The sequence below is a fragment of the Nonomuraea sp. N2-4H genome (genome assembly GCF_045291505.1).
Lineage (GTDB): Bacteria > Actinomycetota > Actinomycetes > Streptosporangiales > Streptosporangiaceae > Nonomuraea > Nonomuraea fastidiosa.
In genome coordinates this window covers 1378748-1402651 of record NZ_CP147987.1, presented here as the reverse complement: position 1 = coordinate 1402651, position 23904 = coordinate 1378748, and the positions used below count along the sequence as shown (strand labels likewise).

Genomic DNA, 23904 nt, shown 5'->3' with positions numbered 1-23904 from the left:
TCTCGTTCGGTCGAGGGGCGGCTCATGACCTCCACCCACATCGACGTAGGCACGATCGACTTCGACGCCCTGGGCGTGTGGATGAACGCCCAGGGCCTGCCCGAGGGCCCCATCACGGACGTGACGCCGGTTCCCGGCGGCACGCAGAACGTCATGGTCCGCTTCAACCGCGGCGGCCGCTCGTACGTCCTGCGCCGCCCGCCCGTGCACGCCCGCAGCAAGAGCAACGAGGTGCTGCGGCGCGAGGCGCGGGTGCTGAGGGCGTTGCGCGGCACGCAGGTCCCGGCGCCGGCGCTGGTGGCCGCGCAGACCCTGTGCGACCCGGTGTATTACCTGATGGAGCCGGTGGACGGGTTCAACCCCTCGACCGGGCTGCCGGAGCCGCACGCCTCCGACCCGGCGATCAGGCACCGCATGGGCCTGGAGGCCGCGGCGGCGCTGGCGGAGCTGGGGCGGGTCGATCCTGCGGTGCTGCCGGGGTTCGGGCGGCCGGACGGCTTCCTGGAGCGGCAGGTGCCACGCTGGCTGAAGGAGCTCGACTCGTACGGAGAGCTGGACGGCTATCCGGGCCGCGACATCCCGGGCTTGCACGAGACCGCCGGCTGGCTGACGAGCCACCTGCCGCACGCGTTCACGCCGGGCATCATGCACGGCGACTACCACTTCGCGAACCTGATGTTCGCCTGGGACGGCCCGCGCGTGGCGGCGATCGTGGACTGGGAGATGTGCACGATCGGCGACCCGCTGCTCGACCTGGGCTGGCTGCTCGCGACCTGGCCGACGAGCGCCGGTCACGTGCCCGGCCTGCCCGCGCCGCAGGAGATCGTCGCCTACTACGCCGAGCTGTCGGATCGGGACATGTCGGCGATCGAGTGGTACGCGGTGATGGCCTGCTTCAAGCTGGGCATCGTGCTGGAGGGCACGCACGCGCGGGCGTGCGCCGGCAAGGCGCCCAAGGACATCGGCGACCTGTTGCACGCGACGACGCTGGGCCTGTTCGAGCGGGCGCGGGAGTTCATGGACGGCGGGCTCACCTGACACCCGGATTGCGCCGCTAAATCACCATAAATCACCATAAATGGCACGTCGCTCCGCCAGTCATATATCACGATTTCCGGAAAAATGATCACACGCCATCCCCCGACCCGTACAATTGCGCGCAATTGCATCAGCCATCGGGGAAGGATCGTCATGCGCTTGCGGTTCCTCGGCTCCACCTCGGAGGCCGGCGCCTGCCCCACCCTGTACGAGACCGATCGCGGCACCATCGTCGTGCAAGGTCTGCGCGTCACCGACGCGGAGGCGCTCGCCGACCTCCGTGACGTCCTGGACGGCGAGGCCGCGGTCGAGGTCCCCCGCGAGCTCCTCACCGACATCGCCAGAAGGGTCCTGCCGGAAGCCGCCGAGGACCGGAGATAGGACGGTAACCGCTTTCCCGACCAGCGGCGGAACACCCACGGAAACCGCTTGATCACATTTGCGGCGGAGGCTGGCATGATCGGCGCGACCGGGGCTAGCCTTCTGCGGCGTGACGTCCTTTCAGCAGGCGCGCATCGACCTCGGCAGCCAATTACGCCAATTGCGTGAGGCGGCCCACCTGTCGGGCAAGGAGCTGGCCGAGCGCTTGCGCTGGCAGCCCTCCAAAGTCTCCCGCCTGGAGAACGCCCGCCAGACGGCCACCGAGGACGACGTGGTCGTGTGGGCGCAGGCGGTCAACGCCTCACCCGACACCACCGACAGGCTCATCCGCCAGTCGCTCGCCCTGCTCGAACGCCACGACGACTGGAAGCAGCGCCACCGCAGCGGCCTGGCCGCGCTCCAGGAGGACGTCCGCGACCTCGAAGCCCGCACCAAGCTCTTCCGCGTCTTCGAACCCGGCATCATCGTGGGCCTGCTCCAGACCTCCGAGTACGCCCGGCACGTCTTCCGCAAGGTCAAGCGCCTCTACAGCGCCGCCGACCAGATCGACGCGGCGGTCCGGGTGCGCATGCAGCGCCAGGAGATCCTGTACGACCGCACGCGCACGTTCAGGTTCGTCGTCACCGAGGCCGCGCTGCGCACATCCCTGGCCCCGCCGGACGTGATGCGCGGCCAGCTCGACCGCCTGCTCGCGGTCAGCACGCTGCCCAACGTGGAGTTCGGCGTCATCCCGTTCGACGCCGAACTGCCGTCCAGCCCCATCAACGGCTTCTGGATCTACAACGAGTCGATGGTGGCGGTCGCCACGATGACGAAGGACCTCATGCTGCGCGACCCCGACGACATCGGCTTTTACGTGCGGGCCTTCGACGATTACGTCAAGGTCGCGGAGTTCGACGAGGCCGGGCGGGAGGTCATCATCTCCGTTCTTCACGATTACCGGAAACAAAGTCCACATTAACCACAGCAATTGCTTGCCTCCCGCACCAAGATCGTGCAATTCTGTCGCGAGACGTTGCGGAGGTGACGCATGATGCTTGATACCGCGCTCAGCCTTGAGCGCTTCGCCTGGCACGCGGGTCGTCACGCGGACCTGTCGGTCCAGAGCATCGCGCTGGCCTGCGACCCGGCGTACGTATCGGTCCGCAACCGGTTCTCCTCCACCCTCGCCGAGACCGTGACCTGCTCCGACGAGGGCGCGTTCATCACCTCCTGGGGCTACCGCCTCGGCACCACCGACGACGTCGAGTCGGCCGCCGCCCGTCTCGCCTTCCTGCTCGCCGCGCTCCCCGCCTGACCCGGCCTCAGCAGCCGCCCTTGTAGACACCTTCTGCGCCTCGGGCCGGTCGGCGTTCTCCGCCGTGACAATCGCCCACGCCACCGCCCGCGCGGGCCGGAACGCGGAGCCCCGGTTTCAGGACTCGGACTGGCGGACCGGGCTGCCCGGCAGGTCCATGGTGGCGATCGCGCCGCCGCCGGGGGCGTTGTCCAGGCGTACGGTGCCGCCCACCTCGTCCACGGCCTGCTTGACGATCGCGAGGCCCAGGCCGGAGCCCGGCAGGCTGCGCGCGGACGGCGAGCGCCAGAACCGTTCGAAGACGTGCGGCAGCTCCTCCTCAGGCAGGCCGGGGCCGTGGTCGCGGACGGTCAGCCGGCCGTCGCGCAGCCGCACCTCGATCTGGCCGCCCGGGCTGAACTTGGCCGCGTTGTCCATGAGGTTGAGCACGGCACGTTCCAGGGAGGAGGCGTTGCCCACGAGGTACCAGGGGCTCAGGTCCGTGCGCACGTCGGCGCCGCGCAGCCTGGCCCGCTCGACCGCCGCGGTCACCACCTCGTGCAGCGCCAGCTCGGCGTGCGGCTCGTGGTCGTTGTCGCCCCTGGCGAGCTGGAGCAGGTCGGCGACCAGCGTGGACAGCTCCGCGAACTGCGCCTTGATGTTGACCAGCAGCCGCTCCTTGGCGGCCGGGTCGAGGCTGCGTCCGGTCTGCTCGCTGCGCAGCAGCAGGTCGATGTTCGTGCGCAGGGTGGTGAGCGGCGTGCGCAGCTCGTGTCCCGCGTCGGCGACGAGTTGTTTCTGCCGCTCTCTCGACCCGGCCAGCGCCGCGGTCATGGCGTTGAACGACGACGACAGGCGGGCGATCTCGTCGTTGCCGGTGACGGGGATGCGGGTGCCGAGGTCCTCGGTCTGCGCGATGTGCTCGACGGCCTTGGTCAGCTCGCCCACCGGGCGCAGCGCGGCCCGCGAGATGACGAGCCCGGCCCAGGCCGCGCCGATGACGCCGAGCGCGGTGATGCCGGCGAGCATGAGGGCAGAGCGCCGCAGCGTGTTACTGATCAGCCACATCGGCCTGGCCTCCATCACGGCCACGCCGTTTTCGAAGTTGAGCGCCACCACGCGGACCGGGGTGCCGTCGCTGGTGTAGCCGTCGCGGTAGACCGGCTCGCACGGCTCGAACGCCTCGGAGTCCTTCTCGTACACCGGCACGATGGGCGGCCCGATCGAGCAGGTGCTGCCGTCGGAGCGCAGCAGCGTCGCCATGCCGTCGAACATGCCCTGCGTGCCCTCGGGCGTGCAGTGGTGCTTGAGGTAGTCGCGGTCGCTGTCCTTCAGCGACTCCACGATGCTCATGTCGAGGTTGCTGCGCAGCCGCGTCTGCACGATGTAGTAGGACAGGCCGGCGCACGCCGCGATCGCCACCGCCACGGCCACCGTGACGAGCAGCGTCAGCCGCGTGCGCAGGCTGCCCCGCCGGGACAGCGCGACGAGGCGGGCACGCAGCCCGCCTGCTGCTGCCTTGCTCGCGTTCCCGCTCATGGGGAGTTCCGCAGGACGTACCCCACCCCGCGCACGGTGTGGATCACGCGCGGCTCGCCACCGGCCTCGGTCTTGCGCCGCAGGTACATGACGTAGACGTCGAGCGAGTTGGACGTCGGCTCGAAGTCGAAGCCCCACACCTCGCTGAGTATCTGGTCGCGGGTCAGCACCTGGCGGGGATGGGACAGGAACAGCTCCATGAGCAGATATTCGGTGCGGGTCAGGTCGAGCCTGCGCTCGCCCCTGGTGACCTCTCTGGTCGCCGGGTCCATGCGCAGGTCGCCGTAGGCGAGCACGTCGCCCTCGGGGGCGCTCGCGCTCAGCGCGCCGCGCCGCAGCAGCGCGCGCACCCGGGCCAGCAGCTCGTCCAGCTCGAACGGCTTGACCAGGTAGTCGTCGGCCCCGGCGTCGAGCCCCGACACCCGGTCACCGACGGCGTCGCGGGCGGTGAGCATGAGGATGGGCACGTGGTTGCCGGAGGACCGGAGCCTGCGGCAGGCGGTGAGCCCGTCGAGCCGCGGCATCATCACGTCGAGCAGCACCGCGTCGTACGTCTCCGCCGCCAGCGCGTCGAGCGCCTGCTGGCCGTCGTCGGCGGTGAAGACCTTGTAACCCTCGAACTCCAGGCTCGACTGCAGCGCCTCGCGCAGCGCGGGCTCGTCATCGACCACCAAAAGACGTGCGGGCTCACTCATACTTACCAAAGGTAAGACGTCATCATGAGAAGCGGATGAACGATCTCACCTTCGTTGACTGAGGATCACCACGCGACGGGCATTCGCGTGAGGCCGAAGACGCCGTTGCCGTACTTCGGCTCCAGCTCCTCCTCGGGCACGATGACGCGCAGATCGGGCAGGCGGTCGAACAGCGTGCGCAGCGCGATCTCCAGCTCGGCCCGCGCGAGGTTCTGGCCCAGACACTGGTGCACGCCGTAGCCGAAGGCCACGTGGTGGCGGGCGCCGCGTTCGATGTCGAACTCGTCAGGACGCTCGAACGCCCGCTCGTCCCGGTTGGCCGAGGCGCCCAGCACGTACACGCCCTCGCCCTTCCTGATGAGCCGCCCGCCGAGCTCCTGGTCCTCGACGGCGACCCGGTCGAACGCCACGAAGTCGGCGATGGAGTGGTAGCGCAGCAGCTCCTCCACGGCGGCCGGCCAGGCGTCCGGGTTCGCTCGCAGGGCGGCGAGCTGATCGGGGTGGCGGAGCAGGGTGTAGGCGGACAGCGGGATCATGTTCGCCGTCGTCTCGTGGCCGGCGACCAGCAGCAGGAAGGCGGCGCCGGTCATCTCCTCGTGGGTGAGCCTGCCGCTGGTGGCCAGCCGGCCGAGCAGGTCGTCCTTGGGGGCGGCCTCGACCCGGGCGATGAGGTCGTCGAGGTAGGACCTGATCTCGAACGACGCGGCGCGCCTGGTGCCCTCGTCGGCGGAGGCGTCCACTATCGTCCGGGTGCGGGACTGGAAGAAGTCGTGGTCGGCGTACGGGACGCCGAGGAGCCGGCAGATGACCAGCGAGGGCAGCGCCAGCCCGTACGCCTCCACCAGCTCGGCCTCGTCGCCCTTGGCCACCATGTCGTCGATCAGCTCGTCGGCGATCCGCTGGATGTCCGGGCGCATCTCCCTGACCCTGCGGACCGTGAACTCGGGGATGAGCAGGCGGCGGTAGCGGGTGTGCTCGGGCGGGTCGTAGTCGATGAAGAAGCCGACGCCGAACTCCCGGGCGGCGGCGATCTCCTCGGGCGTCATGTTCGCGGTGTCGAGGGCGTTCGGATGGCCGGGCGTCCTGGGGTCGGTGCTGAAGCCGGACCCGGAGAGCACCTGCTGGGCCTCGGCGTGCCGGGTGACGAGCCACACCTCGCCACGGCCGGTCTCGGCTTTGACGAGGGGGGCCTGGTCGCGCCAGCCCTTGTACGCGGGCGGCGGAGCGAACGGGCACGTGCGCTGGACAGGGAAGGTTCCCGCCATAGTCTGCTCCGTACATAGCCGGGCCGCATTGCTTACTTACGCGAAAGTAAACAATGTGGCGGCCGGCCGTCAACAGAGGGAGCGAGATGGCAGGACGGCGAACGGACACACGAGAGCGGATCCAGCAGGTCGCGTTGGAGCTGTTCGCCGAGCGGGGATACGACAAGACCTCGTTGCAGGAGGTGGCGGAGCGGCTGCAGATCACCAGGCCGGCGCTGCACCACCACTTCCGTACGAAGGAGGAGATCCTCGCCGGGGTGATCGAACGGCTGGTGGAGTCGATCGAAGAGCTGGTGGCCTGGGGCCGGGAGCAACCGGCCACCACCGAGGCGCGGCAGGAGATCCTGCGGCGCATCTCCGGGCTGCTGTCGGACCAGTGGCGGCCGCTGTTCAGATTCGCCCAGGTGAACCAGGGCGCGTTGGAGCACCACCCGGGCGGTGATCGCCTGCGGGAGGGCGTGTTCTCCATGGTCTCGCTGCTGTGCGCACCGGACGAGAGCATGGAGCGGCAGTTCGAGGCCAGGCTGGCGGTCATCGCGGTGATCCTCGCCAACGTGCCCGTCCTGTTCGGCCCGGAGGCGGACCTGTCGCGGATGAACGAGGTGGCGCTGCGCGTCGCCTCCAAGCTCATCGCCGACGAGCCGGCGGCCCCGGCCACGCCGGAGCCGCCGGGCGGCTGACGGCCGCCGTCAGCGCGTGAGCAGGGCCCGTCAGCGCGTGAGCAGGGCCATGGCGGCGTTGTGGCCGCCGATGCCGCTGACGCCGCCGCCCCTGCGCGCGCCGGCGCCGCACAGCAGGATGCGCTCGTGCTCGGTCTCGACGCCCCAGCCGCCGTGGCCGTCGGCGTCGCCGTCCGCGTACGGCCAGCTCAGGTCGGTGTGGAAGATGTGGCCGCCGGGCAGGCCCGCGTCGGTCTCCAGGTCCACAGGCGTCTTGACCTCGACGCACGGGGTGCCGTCGGGGGCGGTGAGCAGGCAGTCCTCGATGGGCTCGGCGAGCACGGAGTTGATCGAGGCGAACGTGGCCTCCAGCGCCAGCTTGCGCGCCTTCTCCGGATCCTTCCGGAACAGCCGGGCGGGCATGTGCAGGCCGAACAGCGTCATCGTCTCCGCCCGTCCCCGCAGCGCGGGGCCGATGATCGACGGGTCGGTCAGCGAGTGGCAGTAGACCTCGGCGGGCGGCAGCTCGGGGATCTCGCCCCTGGCCGCCTGCTCGTACGCCCGCGCGAGCTGGTCGCGCCCCTCGTTGATGTGGAACGTACCGCTGAAGGCCGCCCGCGGATCCACCTCGGGATCCTTCAGCCGGGGCAGCCGCGACAGCACCATGTTGACCTTGAGCTGCGCGCCCTCGGGCACGGTCGCGGGCCGTCCCATCACCCGGTCGAGCACCGCGGGCGGCAGGTTGACCAGCACGTGCCCGCCCCGCACGGTGTGCTCGGCCCCGCCTTCGGTGAACGTCACCTCGCCGTCCGGGTCGATGCCGATGATCTCCGCGCCCGTCCTGATCTCGGCGCCCGCCCGCCTGGCCGCCGCCTCCAGCGCGCCGGAGACCGCGCCCATGCCGCCGACGGGGACGTTCCAGTCGCCGGTGCCGTCGCCGATCACGTGGTAGAGGAAGCAGCGGTTGGCGAGCAGGTCGGTATCGGGGTTCGCGAACGTGCCGATGAGCGCGTCGGTGAGCACGACACCGCGTACGGTGTCGTCGGCAAACCGCTCGGCCACGCTCTGCCCGATCGGCCGGCCGAACAGCTCGCCCCACGCCTCGGGCCCGACCATCCGCTCGATCTCGGCCTGCGGCCGCAGCGGCTCCAGCAGGGTGGGGGCCAGCACCCGCGCGGTCTCGGCGACCATGCCGTAGAAGCGCCGCCACGCCTCGTGGTCGGCCTCTCCGCCCGTCACGTTCCTGAACGAGGCCGCCGTGCGCAGGTCGTCCTCGTTGTCCACCAGCAGGCCGGTCTCGCCCACGGGCGTGTAGGAGGCGTAGCGCCGGCGGCGCAGCTCCAGCTCGAGCCCGAGATCCTGGACGATCTTCGAGGGCAGCAGGCTCACGAGGTAGGAGTAACGCGACAGCCGCACGTCCACGCCGGGGAACGCCTGCGCCGAGATCGCCAGGCCGCCGACGTGCTCGTGCCGCTCCAGCACCAGCACCCGCCGCCCGGCCTGCGCCAGGTACGCCGCCGCCACCAGTCCGTTGTGCCCGCCTCCGGCCACGACCACGTCATACGCACTCATCCTGGCACCATACGACCCGTTCGCCCTCTGGCGCCACGTGCGAGTCCGCGTCCTTGGCGGCGTCCTTGGCGGCGTCCTTGGCGGCGTCCTTGGCGGGCTCCCGCCGGCCGTGTGATCCTCAGGTGGACGGCCGGGCCAAGGGGTCGTACGCTGCTCGGTTCGGAGCAAACCTCATCAGAGTCACCGTTTTTCACCCGCTGGGCCACACATCCAAGGAGCACGAGCCTCACCATGCGCAGCACCACCGACGCAGTCCTGCAGCCGTCCGACGAGGTCGCCGAGGCCCTGGCGAGCGGCGCGCCGGTCGTGGCACTGGAGTCCACGATCATCTCCCACGGGCTGCCGCAGCCGCGCAACCTGGAGGTGGCGCGCGAGCTGGAGGCGATCGTCCGCGACGGGGGCGCCGTGCCCGCCACGATCGCCGTCCTCGACGGGGTGCCCCGCATCGGCCTGAACGAGGTGGAGCTGGAGCGCATCGCCACCGAGTCCGGCCTGCGCAAGCTGGGCCAGCGCGACCTGCCCTTGGCGGCGGCGCTGAAGGCGAGCGGCGCGACCACCGTGTCGGCCACATCGTTCCTGGCCGCCCGCGCCGGCATCCGCGTCTTCGCCACCGGCGGCCTGGGCGGCGTGCACCGCCAGTGGACCGAGGACCAGGACGAGTCCGCCGACCTCGACACGCTCGCCCGCACCCGCATCACGGTCGTGTGCGCGGGCGTGAAGTCCATCCTCGACGTGCCGGCCACGCTACAGCGGCTGGAGACGCGCGGGGTGAGCGTGGCCGGGTTCCGCACCGACACCTTCCCCGGCTTCTACCTCCACTCCTCCGGCCTGCCGGTCGAGTGGCGCATCGAGTCGGCCGAGGAGGCGGCGGCCGTCATGCGCGGCCAGGACGCCCTCGGCGGCCCCGAGACGGCCCTCATCGTCGCCAACCCGGTGCCGAAGGAGCAGCAGCTCGACCCCGAGCTGCACGACCGGGTGCTCGCCGAAGCGCTGGCCGCCGCCGAGCGCGAGGGCGTCAAGGGCCAGGCGATCACCCCGTTCCTGCTCGGCTACCTGGTGGACGGCACCAAGGGCGCCTCTCTCGAGGCCAACCTCGCCGCCGTGCGCGGCAACGCCGCGCTGGCCGCCCGCATCGCCGTGGCCTGGGCACGGTCGTGACCGGTGGCGCCCTCCTGATCGTCGGTGACGTCGTCACCGACGTGGTGGCCAGGCACGGCTCGCCCGTCCTGGCCGGCGCCGACATGGCGGCCGACATCGTGCTGCGTCCGGGCGGCTCCGGCGCCAACACCGCCGCCTGGGCCGCCTGCCTGGGAGCCGAGGTGCACCTGCTGGCCAGGCTCGGCTACGACAGCAGCGAGTGGCACGCCACCGAACTGATCAGGACGGGCGTCCGGCCCCACTTCTCCGTCGATCCCGACCACCCCACGGCCGTGGTGATCGCCATGGTGGACAGCAGCGGCGAGCGCTCGATGCTCACCAACCGCGGCGCGGGCGGCCTGATCTCCGAGGCCGACTGGGATCCGGCCCTGCTCGACGGCGTCGGCCGTCTGCACCTGTCCGGGTACGTCCTGTTCGCCGAGCCGGGCCTGCGCCTGGCCGCCCGCGCGATGGCCGACGCCGCCGCCGCGGGCGTCTTGATCAGCGTCGATCCCGCCTCATCCGGGCCGCTGCGGGACTTCGGCGCTGAACGTTTCATCCGCCAGACGGCCGCGGCCGATCTCGTCCTGCCCAACCTCGACGAGGCGCTTGTGCTCACCGGGGCGACATCGGCCGAGCGTGCCGCCGTACTCTTGAGTGAGAGATATGGCACAGCGGTCGTGAAGCTCGGCGCCGACGGAGCTCTGGCCGCGAAAGACGGTGAGGTGGTGGCGACGGCCAAAGGCCGGCCCGCTGACGTCGTCGACTCCACGGGAGCCGGTGACGCGTTCGCCGCGGGATACATCGCCACGACACTGCGCGGCGCGGGACCGCAGGCGGCTCTGGAGGCGGGATGCCGTGCCGGTGCCGCATGTGTGGCCCAGGTGGGCGGCCGTCCACGGTACGGTTTGGATCTGAACCGTCTTTACCCTATTCACACTGATAGCTTGCCGCGTAGGCTGCACCATTAGCCACATGCGTCACGGGCAGCACACGCGGCTCACTGGGGAGGATAAGGTCCGCCGATGGAAGTCGAGTCATCGATCTGCCTGAGCGACCTGGTCCCTGCGCTGCGTTGGAGCCGTCCCCAGCAGGTGGCCGAGGCGTTGGGCGACCCCCGTCTGCCCGCGGGGTGGTGGCATTCCGTGCCGCTGCCCAAAGCCCTCGGCATGACCGGGCTCGACTGGATCTGCGAACGCCTCGCCCGGCTCGCCGCGTCCCGCTGGGACCACCTGCCTCTGTCCGACCTGCTGCCCGCGCTGACGGTGCACCACATCGACCCCGCGCTGCCCGGCTGGCCCGACGCCACCCGTACGGCGATCACCGGCCTCGGCGGCTGGCAGCGGCTGCGCCGCCTGTCTCCGAGCGATCTCGGCACGCCGTCGGCCACGCCCGAGGTGGTCATCGGCTCGGTCTTCCGCGAGATCCTCGGCCGCATCCCGGCCCAGGCCGCCGACGCGCCCGCCGCCGCTTCCCCCACGCCCGCCGCATCCGGGCATCCCGAGGTCACCCGGCCGCTCCAGCGCGGCCAGGGCGTCCCGTCGGGCGCGTTCCCCGCGCAGGATGCGCCTTCCGGTCCCGTGCCCGCGCAGGATGCGCCTTCCGGTCCCGTGCCCGCGCCGGGCGATCCCGCCGCGCAGCAGCCGGCGGCGCAGACCGGTCCGTACGCGGCCCAGGGCGATTCCGTCGGCGGGCCCGCGACGGGTGACGGCTCGGGGTCCGGCACGCAGAGCGGCCCGCTGCCCCAGCGCCCCGCCGCGTCACTCTCCGGCGACCAGCAGCGTCCTGGGGCCTTGCCGCCCGAGGGCGCGCCCGGCTCCCGCCAGACCGGCGGCTTCCCCGCGACCTCCGACGGCGCGCCCGGTCCCCGGCAGACGGGCTCTTTCCCGGCGGTCTCCGACCCGGCCGGTTCGCGGCAGACCGGCTCCTTCCCCGCCGCCTCCGCCGACGGCCCGTTCGAGGCGGACCCGCGCACGAGCGGCGCTTTCCCCGCCGCTGGGGGAGACGCGCGCACGAGCGGGACGTTCCCCGCCGCGGGCGGCGACGCCCGTACGAGCGGCTCGTTCCCCGTTCCGCCCGGCTCGCGGACGACCGGTTCGTTCCCGGCGGCGTCCGACCCCCGGCAGACCGGCTCCTTCCCCGGTGTGCCCGGCGACGGGCAGCGCCGTCCCGAGGGCGCACCCGGCCCCCGCCAGACGGGCTCGTTCCCCGCGGTCTCCGACGGCACGCCCGGCTCGCGCCAGACCGGCGGCTTCCCCGCTGTCTCCGACGGCACGCCCGGCTCGCGCCAGACGGGCTCCTTCCCCGCGGTCGCCGGGAACGGGGCTCCGGGTGCGGGGCAGGGCGGCGGCTCCGGCCTGCCGCAGCGTCCCGTGCCAGGCCAGCAGGAACGCCTGCCGCAGCGCCCCACCCGCCAGGACACCGGCGCTCCTGGCGGCGCGGCGGCCTCCGCGGGCGGCCCGCACACGGGCTCGCTCCCCGCGGTCCCCGGCACCGGCGGCCCCGCCAAGCGCACGCCCGCCTACGCGGGCTCCGGCCCCGCACCCACCGACCCCGACCACGCCATGGTCAGGGTCGTGGACAACCTGTTCCGCAACCTCGACAAGCTGGAACTGGCCGTCGCCCAGCACCGGCTGTTCGCCGAGGACCCGGTGAGCCTGCGTACGCTCGCCCACAAGCTGCTCGTCGAGCGTGAGGCGCTCTCGCAGGCCCAGCGCACGGCCGAGGAGCGCGTCCTGCAGTGGCTGCGCTCCTCCGAGTCCGCGCCGGTCACCGGCCACATGTTCCGGCTGACGGAGTGGCTGGGCGCGGCGGCCACAGAAGAGCAGCTCATCGGCGCCGACCCGGCCCACCCGGTGGTCGTCCCGTCCCTGCGCACGCCGCTGTGGCGGGTGCTGGTGACGCTCATGCCCGACCGGCGGCTGCAGGACGGCTGGCTGGTCGTCGGCGACCTCCAGGGCCTTCAGCAGCGTACGCGGCAGCTCCTCGCCTCCGCCCCGCCCGACGCGGATCCCGTCGAGCTGCTGAGCGAACTCGGCATCCGCGCCCACTCCGCCAAGGCGTGGCTCGACGCGCTGCCTCCGGAGACCGAGACCCGCGAGTCCTCATCGGCCCCGGCCCCCGCCCCGGCGCAGCCGCTCCCCCGCCGTACCCCGGGTGCCAACGGCCACCACCACCGTGGCGGCCAGCCCATCCCGCCCGCGGCCGGCTCCATCGACCCGTCCGCCGCGCTCGCCACCCTGTCGGCACTGTCGGGCGGCCGCTCGCCCGTGCTCTCCGGCGCCCTGGCCGGCACGCCGCCCACGCCTCCTCCGCCGCCGCCCAGCCCGTCGGCCGACCCGCGCCGCTGGCAGCGCATCGAGGTCACCCCCGAGCACCTGCGCGGCGGTCCCGTGCCGGTCCCCGAGAGGTACGCGGCCCAGCTCGGCATGCGCCCCGGCACCCTGCTGTCGGTCACGGGCCCCGGCGACAACGCCATCGTCCTGGTCTGGCAGGGTCAGCAGCCCGTCTTCGACTCGCTCCAGCCGGTGCTCATGCGCCTGAACGCCCGCCCTGGCGACCAGGTCTACGTCACGGTGGACGGCTACCGCCTCGAAGCCCAGCTGACCGCCTGACGCAACCGCGCCCGCGCTGGGACCATCTCGGCCCCGCCAGCCGCGCGCTCAGCGGGCCAAGACACCATCTGCGCCGGCCGGCCGACCTCCGCGAGCGCCCGCAGGGGCTCGCGGGGGCAGGTGAGCCCGCCGTCTCTGATGACCGCACCGTGGCCGCGACGGTCACGGCAGCGAGGCACTTCCGCACCACGCCCGCACCACCGCTCAGAACGAGGTGGTCGCAGCGCCGACGGGCAGCAGCCGGGCCCATGGCGCACGAAGAAACCCTGTGCCCCCTCCGAGCACTGTCAGCAGGTCGAGGGCCGGGGGCGGTGGGCGGTGCCGGCCGCTCAGGAGGCGCAAGAGCGCGTGTCCCAGCCCTCGCGGCACCCACGGCCGGCCCGCGAGGCCGCGGCAACGGGACAGCGGCGACCGCCACCGGACTCGGCAAGCACGATGGCCTCCGCCCGCACCGCCCCCGGCACAGGTACTCAAAAAGGCCGAAACAGCGCGGACCTCAGCAACCGCCACCAGACCCGGCGAGCACGAACACCACCCCCGGGGTCGGCTAGTCGAAAAGGCCGAAGCAGTGGGACAGCAGCGACCGCCACCGGACCCGGCAAGCACCGAACACCACCCCCGGGGTCGGCTAGTCGAAAAGGCCGAGGCGGTGGGCGGTGGCGGCGGCTTCGCCTCGGGTGGCGACGCCGAGCTTGGCCAGGATGTTGGAGACGTGCACGCTGACCGTCTTGACCGAGATGACCAGCTCCTGCGCGATCTCGCGGTTGCTGCGCCCGTTCGTCACCTCACGCAGCACCTCCAGCTCGCGGGCGGTCAGCCCCAGCGGTTGGCGCTCGCCGCCCTCGTCCGGCCCGCCGATCCTGGCGCGCCTGCCGAGCACGTCGAGCTTTTCGAGCAACGGTGTGACGCCCAGATCGCGGGCCAGCGAGCGGGCCCGATCGACATGGGCGGCGACCTTCTGGCGGGCACCGCAGGCGAGCGCCGCCTGACCGGCCGCCAGCCGGCACTGCGCCTCCGCGTACGGCTGCCGCAACGCCGCCCACGCCTCCACCGCCTGCTCCCAGGCCGCGAGCTGCCAGGCGGCCGGCTCGACGTCGTCGTCCAGCGGCTTGTCCGGGCCGGTCAGCGCGGTGAAGGTGAGCCGGTGCGCCTCCTGCAGCCGCCCCCCGACGCCCAGGTCCTGCCCGAGCGCCCGCAGCCTCGGCAGCATCGACAGCGCCTGCCCCACGAGCGCGGCCCCGCTCGCCGCCCCATCGGCAGCGCTCTCGTAGTCGGCGGCGTCCCCGCCCGCGAGGGACGCGGCCGCACCGCCGTCCGGGCCTGCGGCAGCGTAACCGCTCACCAAGGCGGCGGTCCCCAGTCCGGCGATCGCCTCGAGGAAGCGCGGGGTGGGCACCGCCATGCGGATGAGCTCCGCGAACATCGTCAGCACCGGCCAGGCGTAGCGCGGGCTGGTGCGCAGGTTGTGCTCGTCGAGCGCCCGCGCGGCCGCCGTCAGGGCCTCCCCGAGCTGACCGCGGGCGGCGAGCAACTGCAGCTCTCTGCGCAGGTGCGGCAGCACGGACTGCTCGCGGTGGGCGCCGCCGCACAGGACTCTGCGGGCGAGGTCGAGCAGCCGGTCGGCCCGGTCGTAGTCGCCCCGGGCGAGCGCGATGTCGGTGGCGAGGCCCTGCAGGCTGGCGGCGTAAGGCGCGGGCGGCGCGAGGTCGAGAGCGTGCTCGATGACTTGGAGCGCTTCGTCCCACCGCCCGAGCGACACCAGCGGCTCGGCCAGGTTGATCGACAGGAAGGTGCCGGCGGTGCGGGCCATACCGTAGTGCGCGGCCTCCTCGACCCCCTCCCTGGCGACCCTGGCGGCCTCCTCGTGCCGCCCCGCGCCCTCCAGCGTGTCGGACTCGCTGATCGCGCAGCGCATGAGCGCGCTGTAGGCGTCGCCGCGCTTGGCGATGCGCCGGGCCTCGGCGAACGCCTCGAGCTGCGGCTCCATGGCGGAGTAGTCGGCCAGCGCCCAGGTGAGGTCGATGATGGCGTGGGCCTCGATGGTGGCATCGCCCAGGGAGTGCCCGATCTCTCTGGCGAGCTGGGCGGTGGCCGCGCGCTCCTCGATGTTCTCCGGGCCGTGGAGCATGCGGGCCAGCGACTCCAGCACCTTGCCGCGCAGCCGGGGGTGGTCGGCGGGCACGAGCTCGGCGGCCCTGCGCAGGTCGTCGAGGAAACCGGGGCGGCCGAGGTCGTAGCGGGCGTGGCCGCGCTGGCGCAGCAGCGTGACGGCCCTGACGGGGTCGGCCTCGAGCCCGGGATCGCGGGCGAGGTCGTCGAGTGCGGCGCCGGCCAGGGCGATGGCGCGTTCGAACTCGCCGGCCAGGTGGGCGACGATGGCGGTCCGCCTGAGCACGTCGAGCCGGTCGGCGCCGATGCGCTCGGCCGCGTCGGGCACCTGGTCCCACAGCTCCAGCACCCGGGAGAGCATGCGGAGCTGCTCGTCGTACGCGGCGGACTTGCGGGCGGCGGCCGCGGCGTGCCAGGCGCTGACCAGCGCCCACGTGGAGTCGTGGGCCAGGTGCCAGTGGTGTGCCAGCTCGATCGCGCCGCGCGGGGCGGGCAGGATCGACAGGTCGCGCTCCAGCGCCTCGGCGTAGCGGGTGTGCAGGCGGATGCGCTCGCCGGGCAGCAGGTCGTCGTGGAGCGCCTCGCGGATGAGGGCGTGGCGGAAGGCGTAGCCCTCGCCGTCGACGACCAGGACGTTGCCCGCGACGGCCGGCCGCAGCGCGCGGGAGAGCGCGGCGTCGTCGAGCCCCGCGACGGCGCTGAGCAGGGCGTGTTCGATGCGCTGCCCGCCGGCGCTGGCCACCCGCAGCAGCTCCTGCGTCTCGTCGGGCAGCCGCTCGACGGCGGCGAGCAGCAGGTCGCGCAGCGACTCCGGCAGCGACTCGCCCGCCCCGGACTCGCTGAGCAGCGCCTCGGCGAACAGCGGGTTGCCCTCGCTGCGGGCGTAGATGAGATCCATGTCGGACTGGGACGGCTCGCGCTCCAGCATGCCCGCCGCCAGCGCGACGGTCTCCTTGCGGGTGAGCCTGCGCAGCTCGACCCTGCTCACCCACTCGATCCGGCCCAGCTCGGCGAGCAGCGGCCGCAGCGGGTGGGTGCGGTGAAGCTCGTCGGTGCGGTACGTCACCACGAGCAGCACGCGGGCGGCCGTGCGCTGATAGCGGACCAGGAACGTCAGCAGATCGCGGGTGGAGCGGTCGGCCCAGTGGGCGTCTTCGACGATGAGGACGACGGGCCGCTCCTCCGCCAGGCGTTCGAGCAGGCCGAGAACCTCCTCGAACAGCCGCGCCCTGGCCTCGGCGCCCTCTTTGCCCGGCTCGCCGAACTCCGGCAGCAGCCTGGCGAGACCCCGCGTGCTGCCGCCGGGCACCAGCGCGGCGACGGCGTCGCGGCCCAGCTCGCGGACCAGCCGCCGCAGCACGGCGGTGAACGGCGCGAACGGCAGGCCCTCCGTGCCCAGCTCCAGGCAGCCGCCGACGAGCACGAGCGCGTCGTCGGCGTGCCGGCCGATGAACTCATTGATGAGGCGGGTCTTACCGGCCCCCGCCTCGCCGCCGACGAGCACGGTGGCCGACATGCCGGCGCGCGTCCTGGCCAGAGCGTCGCCGAGCGCGGCGAGCTCGCGGCAGCGCCCGACGAACAGCGGGCTCACGGCGTGGATGCTCACGCCCTCAGCATGCCATCCTGCGGCGACAGAATCGCCCGGGGACGGGGCCTTCCCTGCGGCTTCCCCCGCGAGCGAACACGACCCTCTCGGGGGACGTCACCACGCGGGGCGGCGCACTCCACTGCTCCGAGGCGCCGGGCCGTAGGTCAGCGCAGGACCTTGCGGAAGAACGTGGCCGACGCCTCGTAGCCCAGCGCGTGGTAGAACTCCGGCGCCCGTCGCGTGGCCATCGCGACGTAACCGGCCTCACGCGAGCGGGCCCACTTCTCGAACTCCTCGAGCAGGGACCGGCCGATGCCCTGCCGGCGGGAGCCCGACTCGACCATGGCCTCCTCCACCCAGGCGACCGGCCCGTTGGCGAAGAGCGTGAGGTGGACGAAGCCGAGGAGGTAGCCGCGCACCCGCCCGTTGACGACGGCCGCGAGCAGCAGGGCATCGTCGTTGGCCAGCAGCGCGGGCAGCGCGGCGTCGAAGGCCTCGCGCTCGGGACTGAAGGTCAGGCCGAACTCGCGGGCCAGCGCGAACACCTCGTCCGCGTCCGCTTTCTCCGCTCTCCTGATGAGAAGATCGTCAGCCGTCATGAGCAACGACACTAGATCGTCGGTCGTGGCCGACGCAAACCCTTGCTTGACGTTTCCCCGCTTTTCGTGACGGGATGAAACGGGCGGAGCGGGTCACAGATCGCCAAGTCCGAGTTGTCGGGCAATGAGCATGCGCTGCACTTCACTGGTGCCTTCGCCGATCTCCAGCACCTTGGCGTCGCGGTAGAAACGGGCGACGGGGAACTCGTTCATGAAGCCGTAGCCGCCGAAGATCTGGGTTGCCTCGCGGGCGTTGTCCATGGCGGCATTGGAGGAGACGAGCTTGGCGATCGCCGCCTCCTTCTTGAACGGCTCGCCCGCGAGCATCTTCTCGGCGGCGTGGTAGTAGGCCAGGCGGGCGGTGTGCGCGCGGGCCTCCATGTCGGCGATCTTGAACTGGATGGCCTGGTAGTGGCCGATGGGGTGACCGAACGCCTTGCGCTCCCTGACGTACTTGAGGCACTCGTCCACGCAGCCCTGGGCCAGGCCGACGCCGAGGGCGGCGATGGCGACGCGGCCCTCGTCGAGCGTGCGCAGGAACTGGGCGTAGCCGCGGCCGCGCTCGCCGAGCAGGTTCTCCGCGGGCACGCGGCAGTCGGTGAAGGCCAGCTCGCGGGTGTCGGAGGCGTTCCAGCCGACCTTGGAGTACTTCTTCGAGACCGTGAACCCGGGCGTGCCGCTCGGCACGAGGATGGTGGAGATCTCGCCGTCGCCGGTGAGCGCGGCCACGCCGACGACGCCGGTGATGCCGGTGCCGGAGTTCGTGATGAACGACTTCGTCCCGTTGATCACCCATTGGCCGCCGTCGAGCACGGCCGTGGTGCGCATGCCGCCCGGCACGTCGGAACCGCCGCCCGGCTCGGTCAGCCCGAACGCGCCCAGCATCTCGCCGGAGGCGAGCTTCGGCAGCCACGTACGGCGCTGCTCATCCGTGCCGAACCGGTAGATCGGCATCGCCCCGAGCGAGACCGCCGCCTCAAGGGTGATGGCGACGCTGGAGTCGACCCTGGCCAGCTCCTCCAGCGCCAGGCAGAGGGCGAAGTAGTCGCCGCCCATGCCGCCGTACTCCTCGGGGATGGGCAGGCCGAACAGCCCCATGGCGCCCATCTGGCGCACGATGTCGTACGGGAACTCCTCGCGCTCGTAGAAGTCCCCGATCACGGGCGCGACCACCTCGCGGGCGAACGCCTCGACGGTTTTGCGCAGCTCTTCGTACTCGTCATTGAGCATGATCTCAGCCTTTCGACAGCGCCTGTACGACGCGGGACGGGCTCGGCCGGCCGAGCAGCTCCGCCAGCCAGGTGCTGGTGGCGACGAGCTTGCTCAGGTCGAGCCCCGTCTCGATGCCGAGTCCTCTCAGCATCCAGACGAGGTCTTCTGTGGCGAGGTTGCCGGTGGCGGACTCCGCGTAGGGGCAGCCGCCGATCCCGCCGGTGGAGGCGTCGATGGTGGTGACGCCGCAGTGGAGCGCGGCCAGGGTGTTGGCCAGCGCCTGCCCGTAGGTGTCGTGGAAGTGCACGGCGAGCCGGTCCGGCGAGCGGAAGGCGCGGATCAGCTCGGTGACGTGGCCGGGGGTGCCGACGCCGATGGTGTCGCCCAGGGAGAGCTGGTAGCAGCCGAGCCCGAGCAGCCGTTCGCCGACGGAGACGACCTGCGCGATCGGGGTGGGCCCTTCCCAGGGGTCGCCGAAGCACATGGAGACGTACGCGCGTACCTTGATCCCGTTGTCCAGCGCCCTGGCCACGACCGGTTCGAACATGTCGAACTGGCTCTCCAGGCTGCGGTTGAGGTTCTTGGCGGCGAAGGTCTCGGTGGCGCTGGCGAAGATCGCGATCTCGTCGACGCCGAGCTCCAGCGCCCGGTCCAGGCCGCGCTCGTTCGGCACGAGCACGGGATAGCGCACGCCGGTGCGCCGGTGCAGGCGGCGCAGCAGCTCGTCGGCGTCGGCGAGCTGGGGCACCCACTTGGGGTGCACGAAGCTGGTCGCCTCGATCACCTTGTGTCCCGCGTCGGCCAGCCGGTCGATGAACTCGGCCTTGACCTCGACGGGGATGACGGCGGACTCGTTCTGCAGGCCGTCGCGCGGACCGACCTCGTAGATCGTGACCTGCTGCGGAAGACCTCTCATCGGGTACGGCATCACGCCTCCTCGGCGGTGACCACGGCCAGGACGGCGTCCATGTCCACCGGCTGCCCCGCCTGGACGGTCAGCTCGGAGACCACCCCGTCGCGCGGCGCGGTGACCGTGTGCTCCATCTTCATGGCCTCGACGATGACCAGCGGCTGTCCCTCGCTGACCCGTTCGCCCTGCTGGGCCTTGACCACCAGGACGGTGCCCGGCATGGGGCTCCTGACGACGCCGTCGCCGGCCGCCGCAGCGCCCGGCCGGTCGCCGGGGTCGCCGATGTGGTGGCGGGTGAACGACCAGGACGCGCCGTCGCGGCCGAGCCAGAGCGTGTCGCCGTCGCGTACGCACAGGTAGCGCTCGCTGCGCCCGCCGAGCGTGACGGTGAGCTCGGCGCCGTCGCGGTGAATGCGCGCGGGCACCGCCTCATCGCCCACGCGGACCTCGGCCGTCTCGGCGGGCAGGCCGCGCACCTGTACGGCGTGCACGCCGTCGCGCGACTCCAGCCGCCACGTCGTCCAGGCCGGCTCGCCGATCCGCCAGCCGTCGGCGACCTCCCACGGGTCGTCGCCGCGCGGCAGGTCGTGGAAGACGAGCCCGGCCGCGGCCCGCACCTCTTCGGGCGTCTCCGCCTCAGGCAGCAGCTCGGGCAGGACCCGCTCGACCAGGCCGGTGTCCAGCTCTCCGGCGGCGACGGCCGGGTGCGCGGTCAGCGCGCGCAGGAACGGCACGTTGGTGACGACGCCGAGCACGGCCGTGCGGGCGAGCGCGCGGTCCAGCGCACGGTACGCCGCCGCGCGGCCGGGCGCCCAGGCGATCACCTTGGCCATCATCGGGTCGAACTCGCTGCCGACAACGCCCCCTTCGGCCAGCCCGGAGTCCACCCGCACGACCGTCGTGCCCGCTCGGTCGCGCATGCCGGGCTCGCGGAGTGCGAGTACGCGCCCGCCGGTGGGGAGGAAGCCGCGCGCCGGGTCCTCGGCGTACACCCGGGCCTCCACCGCGTGCCCGTCGAGCCGCACGTCCTCCTGCGCGAACGGCAGCCGCTCCCCCGCCGCCACCCTGAGCTGCAGCTCCACCAGGTCGAGCCCGGTGACCAGCTCGGTGACGGGGTGCTCGACCTGGAGCCGGGTGTTCATCTCCATGAAGTGATAGGCGCCGGTGACGCCGTCCACGATGAACTCGACGGTGCCCGCCCCGACGTAGCCGACGGCGCGGGCGGCCTCGACCGCCGCAGCCCCCATGCTCGCGCGCGTCTCCGGGGTGAGGAACGGCGACGGCGCCTCCTCCACGATCTTCTGGTGACGGCGCTGCAGGCTGCACTCGCGCTCGCCGAGGTGCACGGCGCCGCCGTGGGCGTCGGCCAGCACCTGGATCTCGATGTGGCGGGGGCGCTCGACGTAGCGCTCGATGAGCAGGGTGTCGTCGCCGAACGCGGCCCGCGCCGTACGCCTGGCCGAGGCCAGCGCGTCGGGCAGCTCGGCGGCCGACCGTACGAGGATCATGCCCTTGCCCCCGCCGCCCGCGGACGGCTTGATCAGGGCGGGGAAGTCGCGCCAGTCCTCAAGCCCGGGTTCGGCCGCGCCGGGCACCACCGGCACCCCGGCCGCCGACACGGTGGCCTTGGCGCGGATCTTGTCGCCCATGGCCTCGATCGCCGCGGGGGGCGGCCCGACGAAGACCAGCCCGGACTCGGCGCACCTGCGGGCGAACGCGGCGTTCTCCGCCAGGAACCCGTAGCCGGGGTGCACGGCCTGCGCGCCCGACTCGCGGGCCGCCCCGATGATCGCCTCGACGTCCAGGTAGGACGGCACCTGGAGCGCGACGTCGGCCTCGCGGACGTGCCTGGACCCGGCGTCGGACGGCGTGTGCACCGCCACCGCCGTGATGCCGAGCGCGCGCAGCGTGCGGATGATCCGTACGGCGATCTCGCCCCTGTTGGCGATCAGAACACGGTCGAACAACATGCGTCACATCCGGAAGATGCCGAAGCCGGCGGGTTCGAGCGGCGCGTTGGCCGCCGCGGACAGCGCCAGGCCCAGGACGGTGCGGGTGTCGAGCGGGTCGATCACGCCGTCGTCCCAGAGCCGGGCCGTGGAGTAGTACGGGTTGCCCTGATGCTCGTACTGCGCCCTGATCGCGTCGGGATCGGCGTCGCCGACGGTGGTGAGCACGTTCGCGGCCTGCTCGCCGCCCATGACCGAGATGCGGGCGTTCGGCCACATCCACAGGAACCTGGGCGAGTACGCCCGCCCCGCCATCGCGTAGTTCCCCGCGCCGAACGAGCCCCCGATCACCACCGTGAACTTGGGCACCCGCGTGCACGCCACCGCCGTCACCATCTTCGCGCCGTGCTTGGCGATGCCGCCCGCCTCGTACGCCTTGCCGACCATGAATCCGCTGATGTTCTGCAGGAAGACCAGGGGGATGCCGCGCTGGTCGCACAGCTCGATGAAGTGGGCGCCCTTCAGCGCCGACTCGCTGAACAGGATGCCGTTGTTGGCCAGGATGCCGACCGGATGGCCGTGGATGTGGGCGAAGCCGGTGACGAGGGTGGGGCCGTACTCGGCCTTGAACTCCAGGAACCGCGAGCCGTCGACGATCCGCGCGATCACCTCGTGCACGTCGTACGGCTGCCGGGTGTCGGCCGGGATGATGCCGTACAGGTCGCGGGGGTCGTGGCGGGGCGGCTCGGGCTTGATCGTCTCCCACGGGCGCGGGGCGCGCGGCGGCAGCGTGGCGACGATGTCGCGGACGATGGCGAGGGCGTGGGCGTCGTCCTCGGCCAGGTGGTCGGTGACGCCGCTGACGCGGGCGTGCAGCTCGCCGCCGCCCAGCTCCTCGGCCGTGACCTCCTCGCCGGTCGCCGCCTTCACCAGCGGCGGGCCGCCCAGGAAGATCGTGCCCTGGTTGCGTACGATGACCGCTTCGTCGCTCATCGCGGGCACGTACGCGCCGCCCGCCGTGCACGAGCCGAGCACGGCGGCGATCTGCGGGATGCCGCGCGCCGACATCGTGGCCTGGTTGTAGAAGATGCGGCCGAAGTGCTCGCGGTCGGGGAACACCTCGTCCTGCCTGGGCAGGAACGCCCCGCCGGAGTCGACGAGGTAGACGCACGGCAGGTGGTTGTGCAGGGCCACCTCTTGGGCGCGCAGGTGCTTCTTGACCGTCATGGGGTAGTACGTGCCGCCCTTGACGGTGGCGTCGTTGGCGACGATCACGCATTCGCGGCCCGAGACGCGGCCGACACCGGTGATGATGCCGGCGGCGGGCGCCTGGTCGTCGTACAGGCCGCCGGCCGCGAGCGGCGACAGCTCCAGGAAACGCGAACCCGGGTCGAGCAGGCCGTCCACGCGGTCGCGCGGGAGCAGCTTGCCGCGCTCGATGTGCCGCCGCCGCGCCCGCTCAGGCCCGCCGAGCGCCGCCGTCGCCAGGCGTTCGAGCAGCTCGGCGGCCAGCCGCTCGTTGAGCTCGGCGTTGCGCTTGTACGCCTCGCTGCCCGGCTCGATCGCCGACTTCAGCACCGGCCAGTCGCTGCTCATGGCTCCCCTCCCATGGCTCGGATGTTAGTCACCATTAACCTCATCGTCTAGCATGTGAGACGTGACCACCGCCTCCGCCCCCTCTACCCGCAGCCGCCGCAACAGGCGCGCGGAAATCCTGGAGGCGGCCGCCGAGCTGTTCGCCGCGCGCGGCTTCCACGGCGTCTCGATCGAGGACATCGGCGCCGCCGTCGGCGTCTCGGGCCCCGCCCTCTACCGGCACTTCGACGGCAAGGACGCGCTGCTGTCGGAGATGCTGCTCGACGTCAGCTCGCGGCTGCGCGAGTCGGCCGTCGCGGTCGCCACCTCCTCACCCGACCCCAAGCGGACCCTGGACGAGCTGCTCGACGTGCAGATCACGTTCGCGCTCGAGCAGCCCGCGCTGATCACCGTGCACGACAGGGAGCTGGGCAACGTGCCGGAGCCGCAGCGCAGGCAGATCAGGCGGCTGCAGCGGCTCTACGTCGAGGAATGGGTGACCGTGCTCGCCGAGCTGCACCCGTCATGCCCGGCCGCCCGGCTGCGCGCCGCGACGCACGCCGTCTTCGGGCTGCTCAACTCGACCCCGCACAGCGCCGGCGAGCTGCCCGCGGGCGAGATGCGGCCGCTGCTGCACGCGATGGCCAGGGCCGCCATCGACGCCGCCGTTAGGGCTCATTAACTTCCCGCCGTCGAGACGAATCGACGGGAAGGACTTTCACATCTCACTGCGCACGATCTTGCACGGAGGGCAGCTTTCCTGATGCGCCGCGCGGCACGTCACAG

At 72.3% G+C, this 23904-nt stretch carries 19 protein-coding genes; 9 read left to right on the top strand and 10 right to left on the bottom strand.

The genetic code is table 11. The features are described from left to right. The first annotated feature begins 24 nt into the window (after window positions 1-24). From WBK31_RS06420 to WBK31_RS06405, 4 genes are all read left to right on the top strand, one after another. Window positions 25-1038: a phosphotransferase family protein gene (locus tag WBK31_RS06420; protein ID WP_406674474.1), complete on the top strand. Its 1014-nt coding sequence runs from the start codon at window positions 25-27 to the stop codon at window positions 1036-1038. A 153-nt stretch (window positions 1039-1191) separates the two neighbouring features. Then, a complete protein-coding gene (locus WBK31_RS06415) occupies window positions 1192-1419 on the top strand; it encodes a hypothetical protein (protein ID WP_364067679.1) in 228 nt (75 codons plus the stop codon). 109 nt (window positions 1420-1528) lie between these two features. After that, complete coding sequence (locus WBK31_RS06410; RefSeq protein ID WP_406674473.1) at window positions 1529-2380, top strand: helix-turn-helix domain-containing protein; 852 nt, start codon at window positions 1529-1531, stop codon at window positions 2378-2380. A 69-nt stretch (window positions 2381-2449) separates the two neighbouring features. Beyond that, window positions 2450-2716 (top strand): hypothetical protein, encoded by a 267-nt coding sequence (locus WBK31_RS06405; protein WP_364067675.1) that lies wholly within the window; start codon window positions 2450-2452, stop codon window positions 2714-2716. A 117-nt stretch (window positions 2717-2833) separates the two neighbouring features. Here the strand turns inward: WBK31_RS06405 and WBK31_RS06400 are convergent, their stop codons facing one another. The 3 genes from WBK31_RS06400 to WBK31_RS06390 all read right to left on the bottom strand — a co-directional run bounded on the left by WBK31_RS06400 (window position 2834) and on the right by WBK31_RS06390 (window position 6194). Beyond that, complete coding sequence (locus tag WBK31_RS06400; protein ID WP_364067673.1) at window positions 2834-4234, bottom strand: HAMP domain-containing sensor histidine kinase; 1401 nt, start codon at window positions 4232-4234, stop codon at window positions 2834-2836. After that, a complete protein-coding gene (locus WBK31_RS06395; protein WP_364067671.1) occupies window positions 4231-4929 on the bottom strand; it encodes a response regulator transcription factor in 699 nt (232 codons plus the stop codon). Before WBK31_RS06395 ends, WBK31_RS06400 begins: the two co-directional genes overlap by 4 nt. A 65-nt stretch (window positions 4930-4994) precedes the next feature. Next, complete coding sequence (locus WBK31_RS06390; RefSeq protein ID WP_364067670.1) at window positions 4995-6194, bottom strand: cytochrome P450; 1200 nt, start codon at window positions 6192-6194, stop codon at window positions 4995-4997. 86 nt (window positions 6195-6280) lie between these two features. Here WBK31_RS06390 and WBK31_RS06385 point away from each other — a divergent pair, with 86 nt between their 5' ends. Beyond that, on the top strand, window positions 6281-6874 hold the full coding sequence (locus WBK31_RS06385) for a TetR/AcrR family transcriptional regulator (protein ID WP_406674472.1): 594 nt from the start codon (window positions 6281-6283) through the stop codon (window positions 6872-6874). Between the two features lie 30 nt (window positions 6875-6904). Here WBK31_RS06385 and WBK31_RS06380 read toward each other — a convergent pair whose 3' ends face one another. Continuing rightward, window positions 6905-8425: a phytoene desaturase family protein gene (locus WBK31_RS06380; RefSeq protein WP_406674471.1), complete on the bottom strand. Its 1521-nt coding sequence runs from the start codon at window positions 8423-8425 to the stop codon at window positions 6905-6907. 231 nt (window positions 8426-8656) lie between these two features. Here WBK31_RS06380 and WBK31_RS06375 point away from each other — a divergent pair, with 231 nt between their 5' ends. The 3 genes from WBK31_RS06375 to WBK31_RS06365 are packed head-to-tail and all read left to right on the top strand — an operon-like array spanning window position 8657 to window position 13176. Continuing rightward, window positions 8657-9583 (top strand): pseudouridine-5'-phosphate glycosidase, encoded by a 927-nt coding sequence (locus WBK31_RS06375; RefSeq protein WP_406674470.1) that lies wholly within the window; start codon window positions 8657-8659, stop codon window positions 9581-9583. Next, entirely contained in the window at window positions 9580-10533 is a 954-nt protein-coding gene (locus WBK31_RS06370) for a carbohydrate kinase family protein (protein ID WP_406674469.1), read from the top strand. The genes WBK31_RS06375 and WBK31_RS06370 overlap by 4 nt, the downstream gene beginning before the upstream one ends. A 54-nt stretch (window positions 10534-10587) precedes the next feature. Further along, window positions 10588-13176 (top strand): hypothetical protein, encoded by a 2589-nt coding sequence (locus WBK31_RS06365; protein WP_406674468.1) that lies wholly within the window; start codon window positions 10588-10590, stop codon window positions 13174-13176. Window positions 13177-13804: 628 nt separating this feature from the next. Here the strand turns inward: WBK31_RS06365 and WBK31_RS06360 are convergent. The 6 genes from WBK31_RS06360 to WBK31_RS06335 all read right to left on the bottom strand — a co-directional run bounded on the left by WBK31_RS06360 (window position 13805) and on the right by WBK31_RS06335 (window position 23139). Next, complete coding sequence (locus tag WBK31_RS06360; RefSeq protein WP_406674467.1) at window positions 13805-16891, bottom strand: AAA family ATPase; 3087 nt, start codon at window positions 16889-16891, stop codon at window positions 13805-13807. A gap of 146 nt (window positions 16892-17037) precedes the next feature. Further along, on the bottom strand, window positions 17038-17472 hold the full coding sequence (locus WBK31_RS06355) for a GNAT family N-acetyltransferase (RefSeq protein WP_364067657.1): 435 nt from the start codon (window positions 17470-17472) through the stop codon (window positions 17038-17040). Window positions 17473-17565: 93 nt separating this feature from the next. Beyond that, the gene (locus WBK31_RS06350) at window positions 17566-18702 is read right to left on the bottom strand and encodes an acyl-CoA dehydrogenase family protein (protein ID WP_364067655.1); all 1137 of its coding nucleotides are present in this window, start codon (window positions 18700-18702) and stop codon (window positions 17566-17568) included. Window positions 18703-18706: 4 nt separating this feature from the next. Next, entirely contained in the window at window positions 18707-19612 is a 906-nt protein-coding gene (locus WBK31_RS06345) for a hydroxymethylglutaryl-CoA lyase (protein WP_364067653.1), read from the bottom strand. Further along, window positions 19612-21564: an acetyl/propionyl/methylcrotonyl-CoA carboxylase subunit alpha gene (locus tag WBK31_RS06340; protein ID WP_406674466.1), complete on the bottom strand. Its 1953-nt coding sequence runs from the start codon at window positions 21562-21564 to the stop codon at window positions 19612-19614. The genes WBK31_RS06345 and WBK31_RS06340 overlap by 1 nt, the downstream gene beginning before the upstream one ends. Before the next feature lie 3 nt (window positions 21565-21567). Then, window positions 21568-23139, bottom strand: a complete 1572-nt coding sequence (locus WBK31_RS06335) for a carboxyl transferase domain-containing protein (RefSeq protein ID WP_364067649.1) — start codon at window positions 23137-23139, stop codon at window positions 21568-21570. Between the two features lie 61 nt (window positions 23140-23200). Here WBK31_RS06335 and WBK31_RS06330 point away from each other — a divergent pair, with 61 nt between their 5' ends. After that, window positions 23201-23800 (top strand): TetR/AcrR family transcriptional regulator, encoded by a 600-nt coding sequence (locus WBK31_RS06330; protein WP_364067647.1) that lies wholly within the window; start codon window positions 23201-23203, stop codon window positions 23798-23800. Window positions 23801-23904 lie beyond the last annotated feature (104 nt).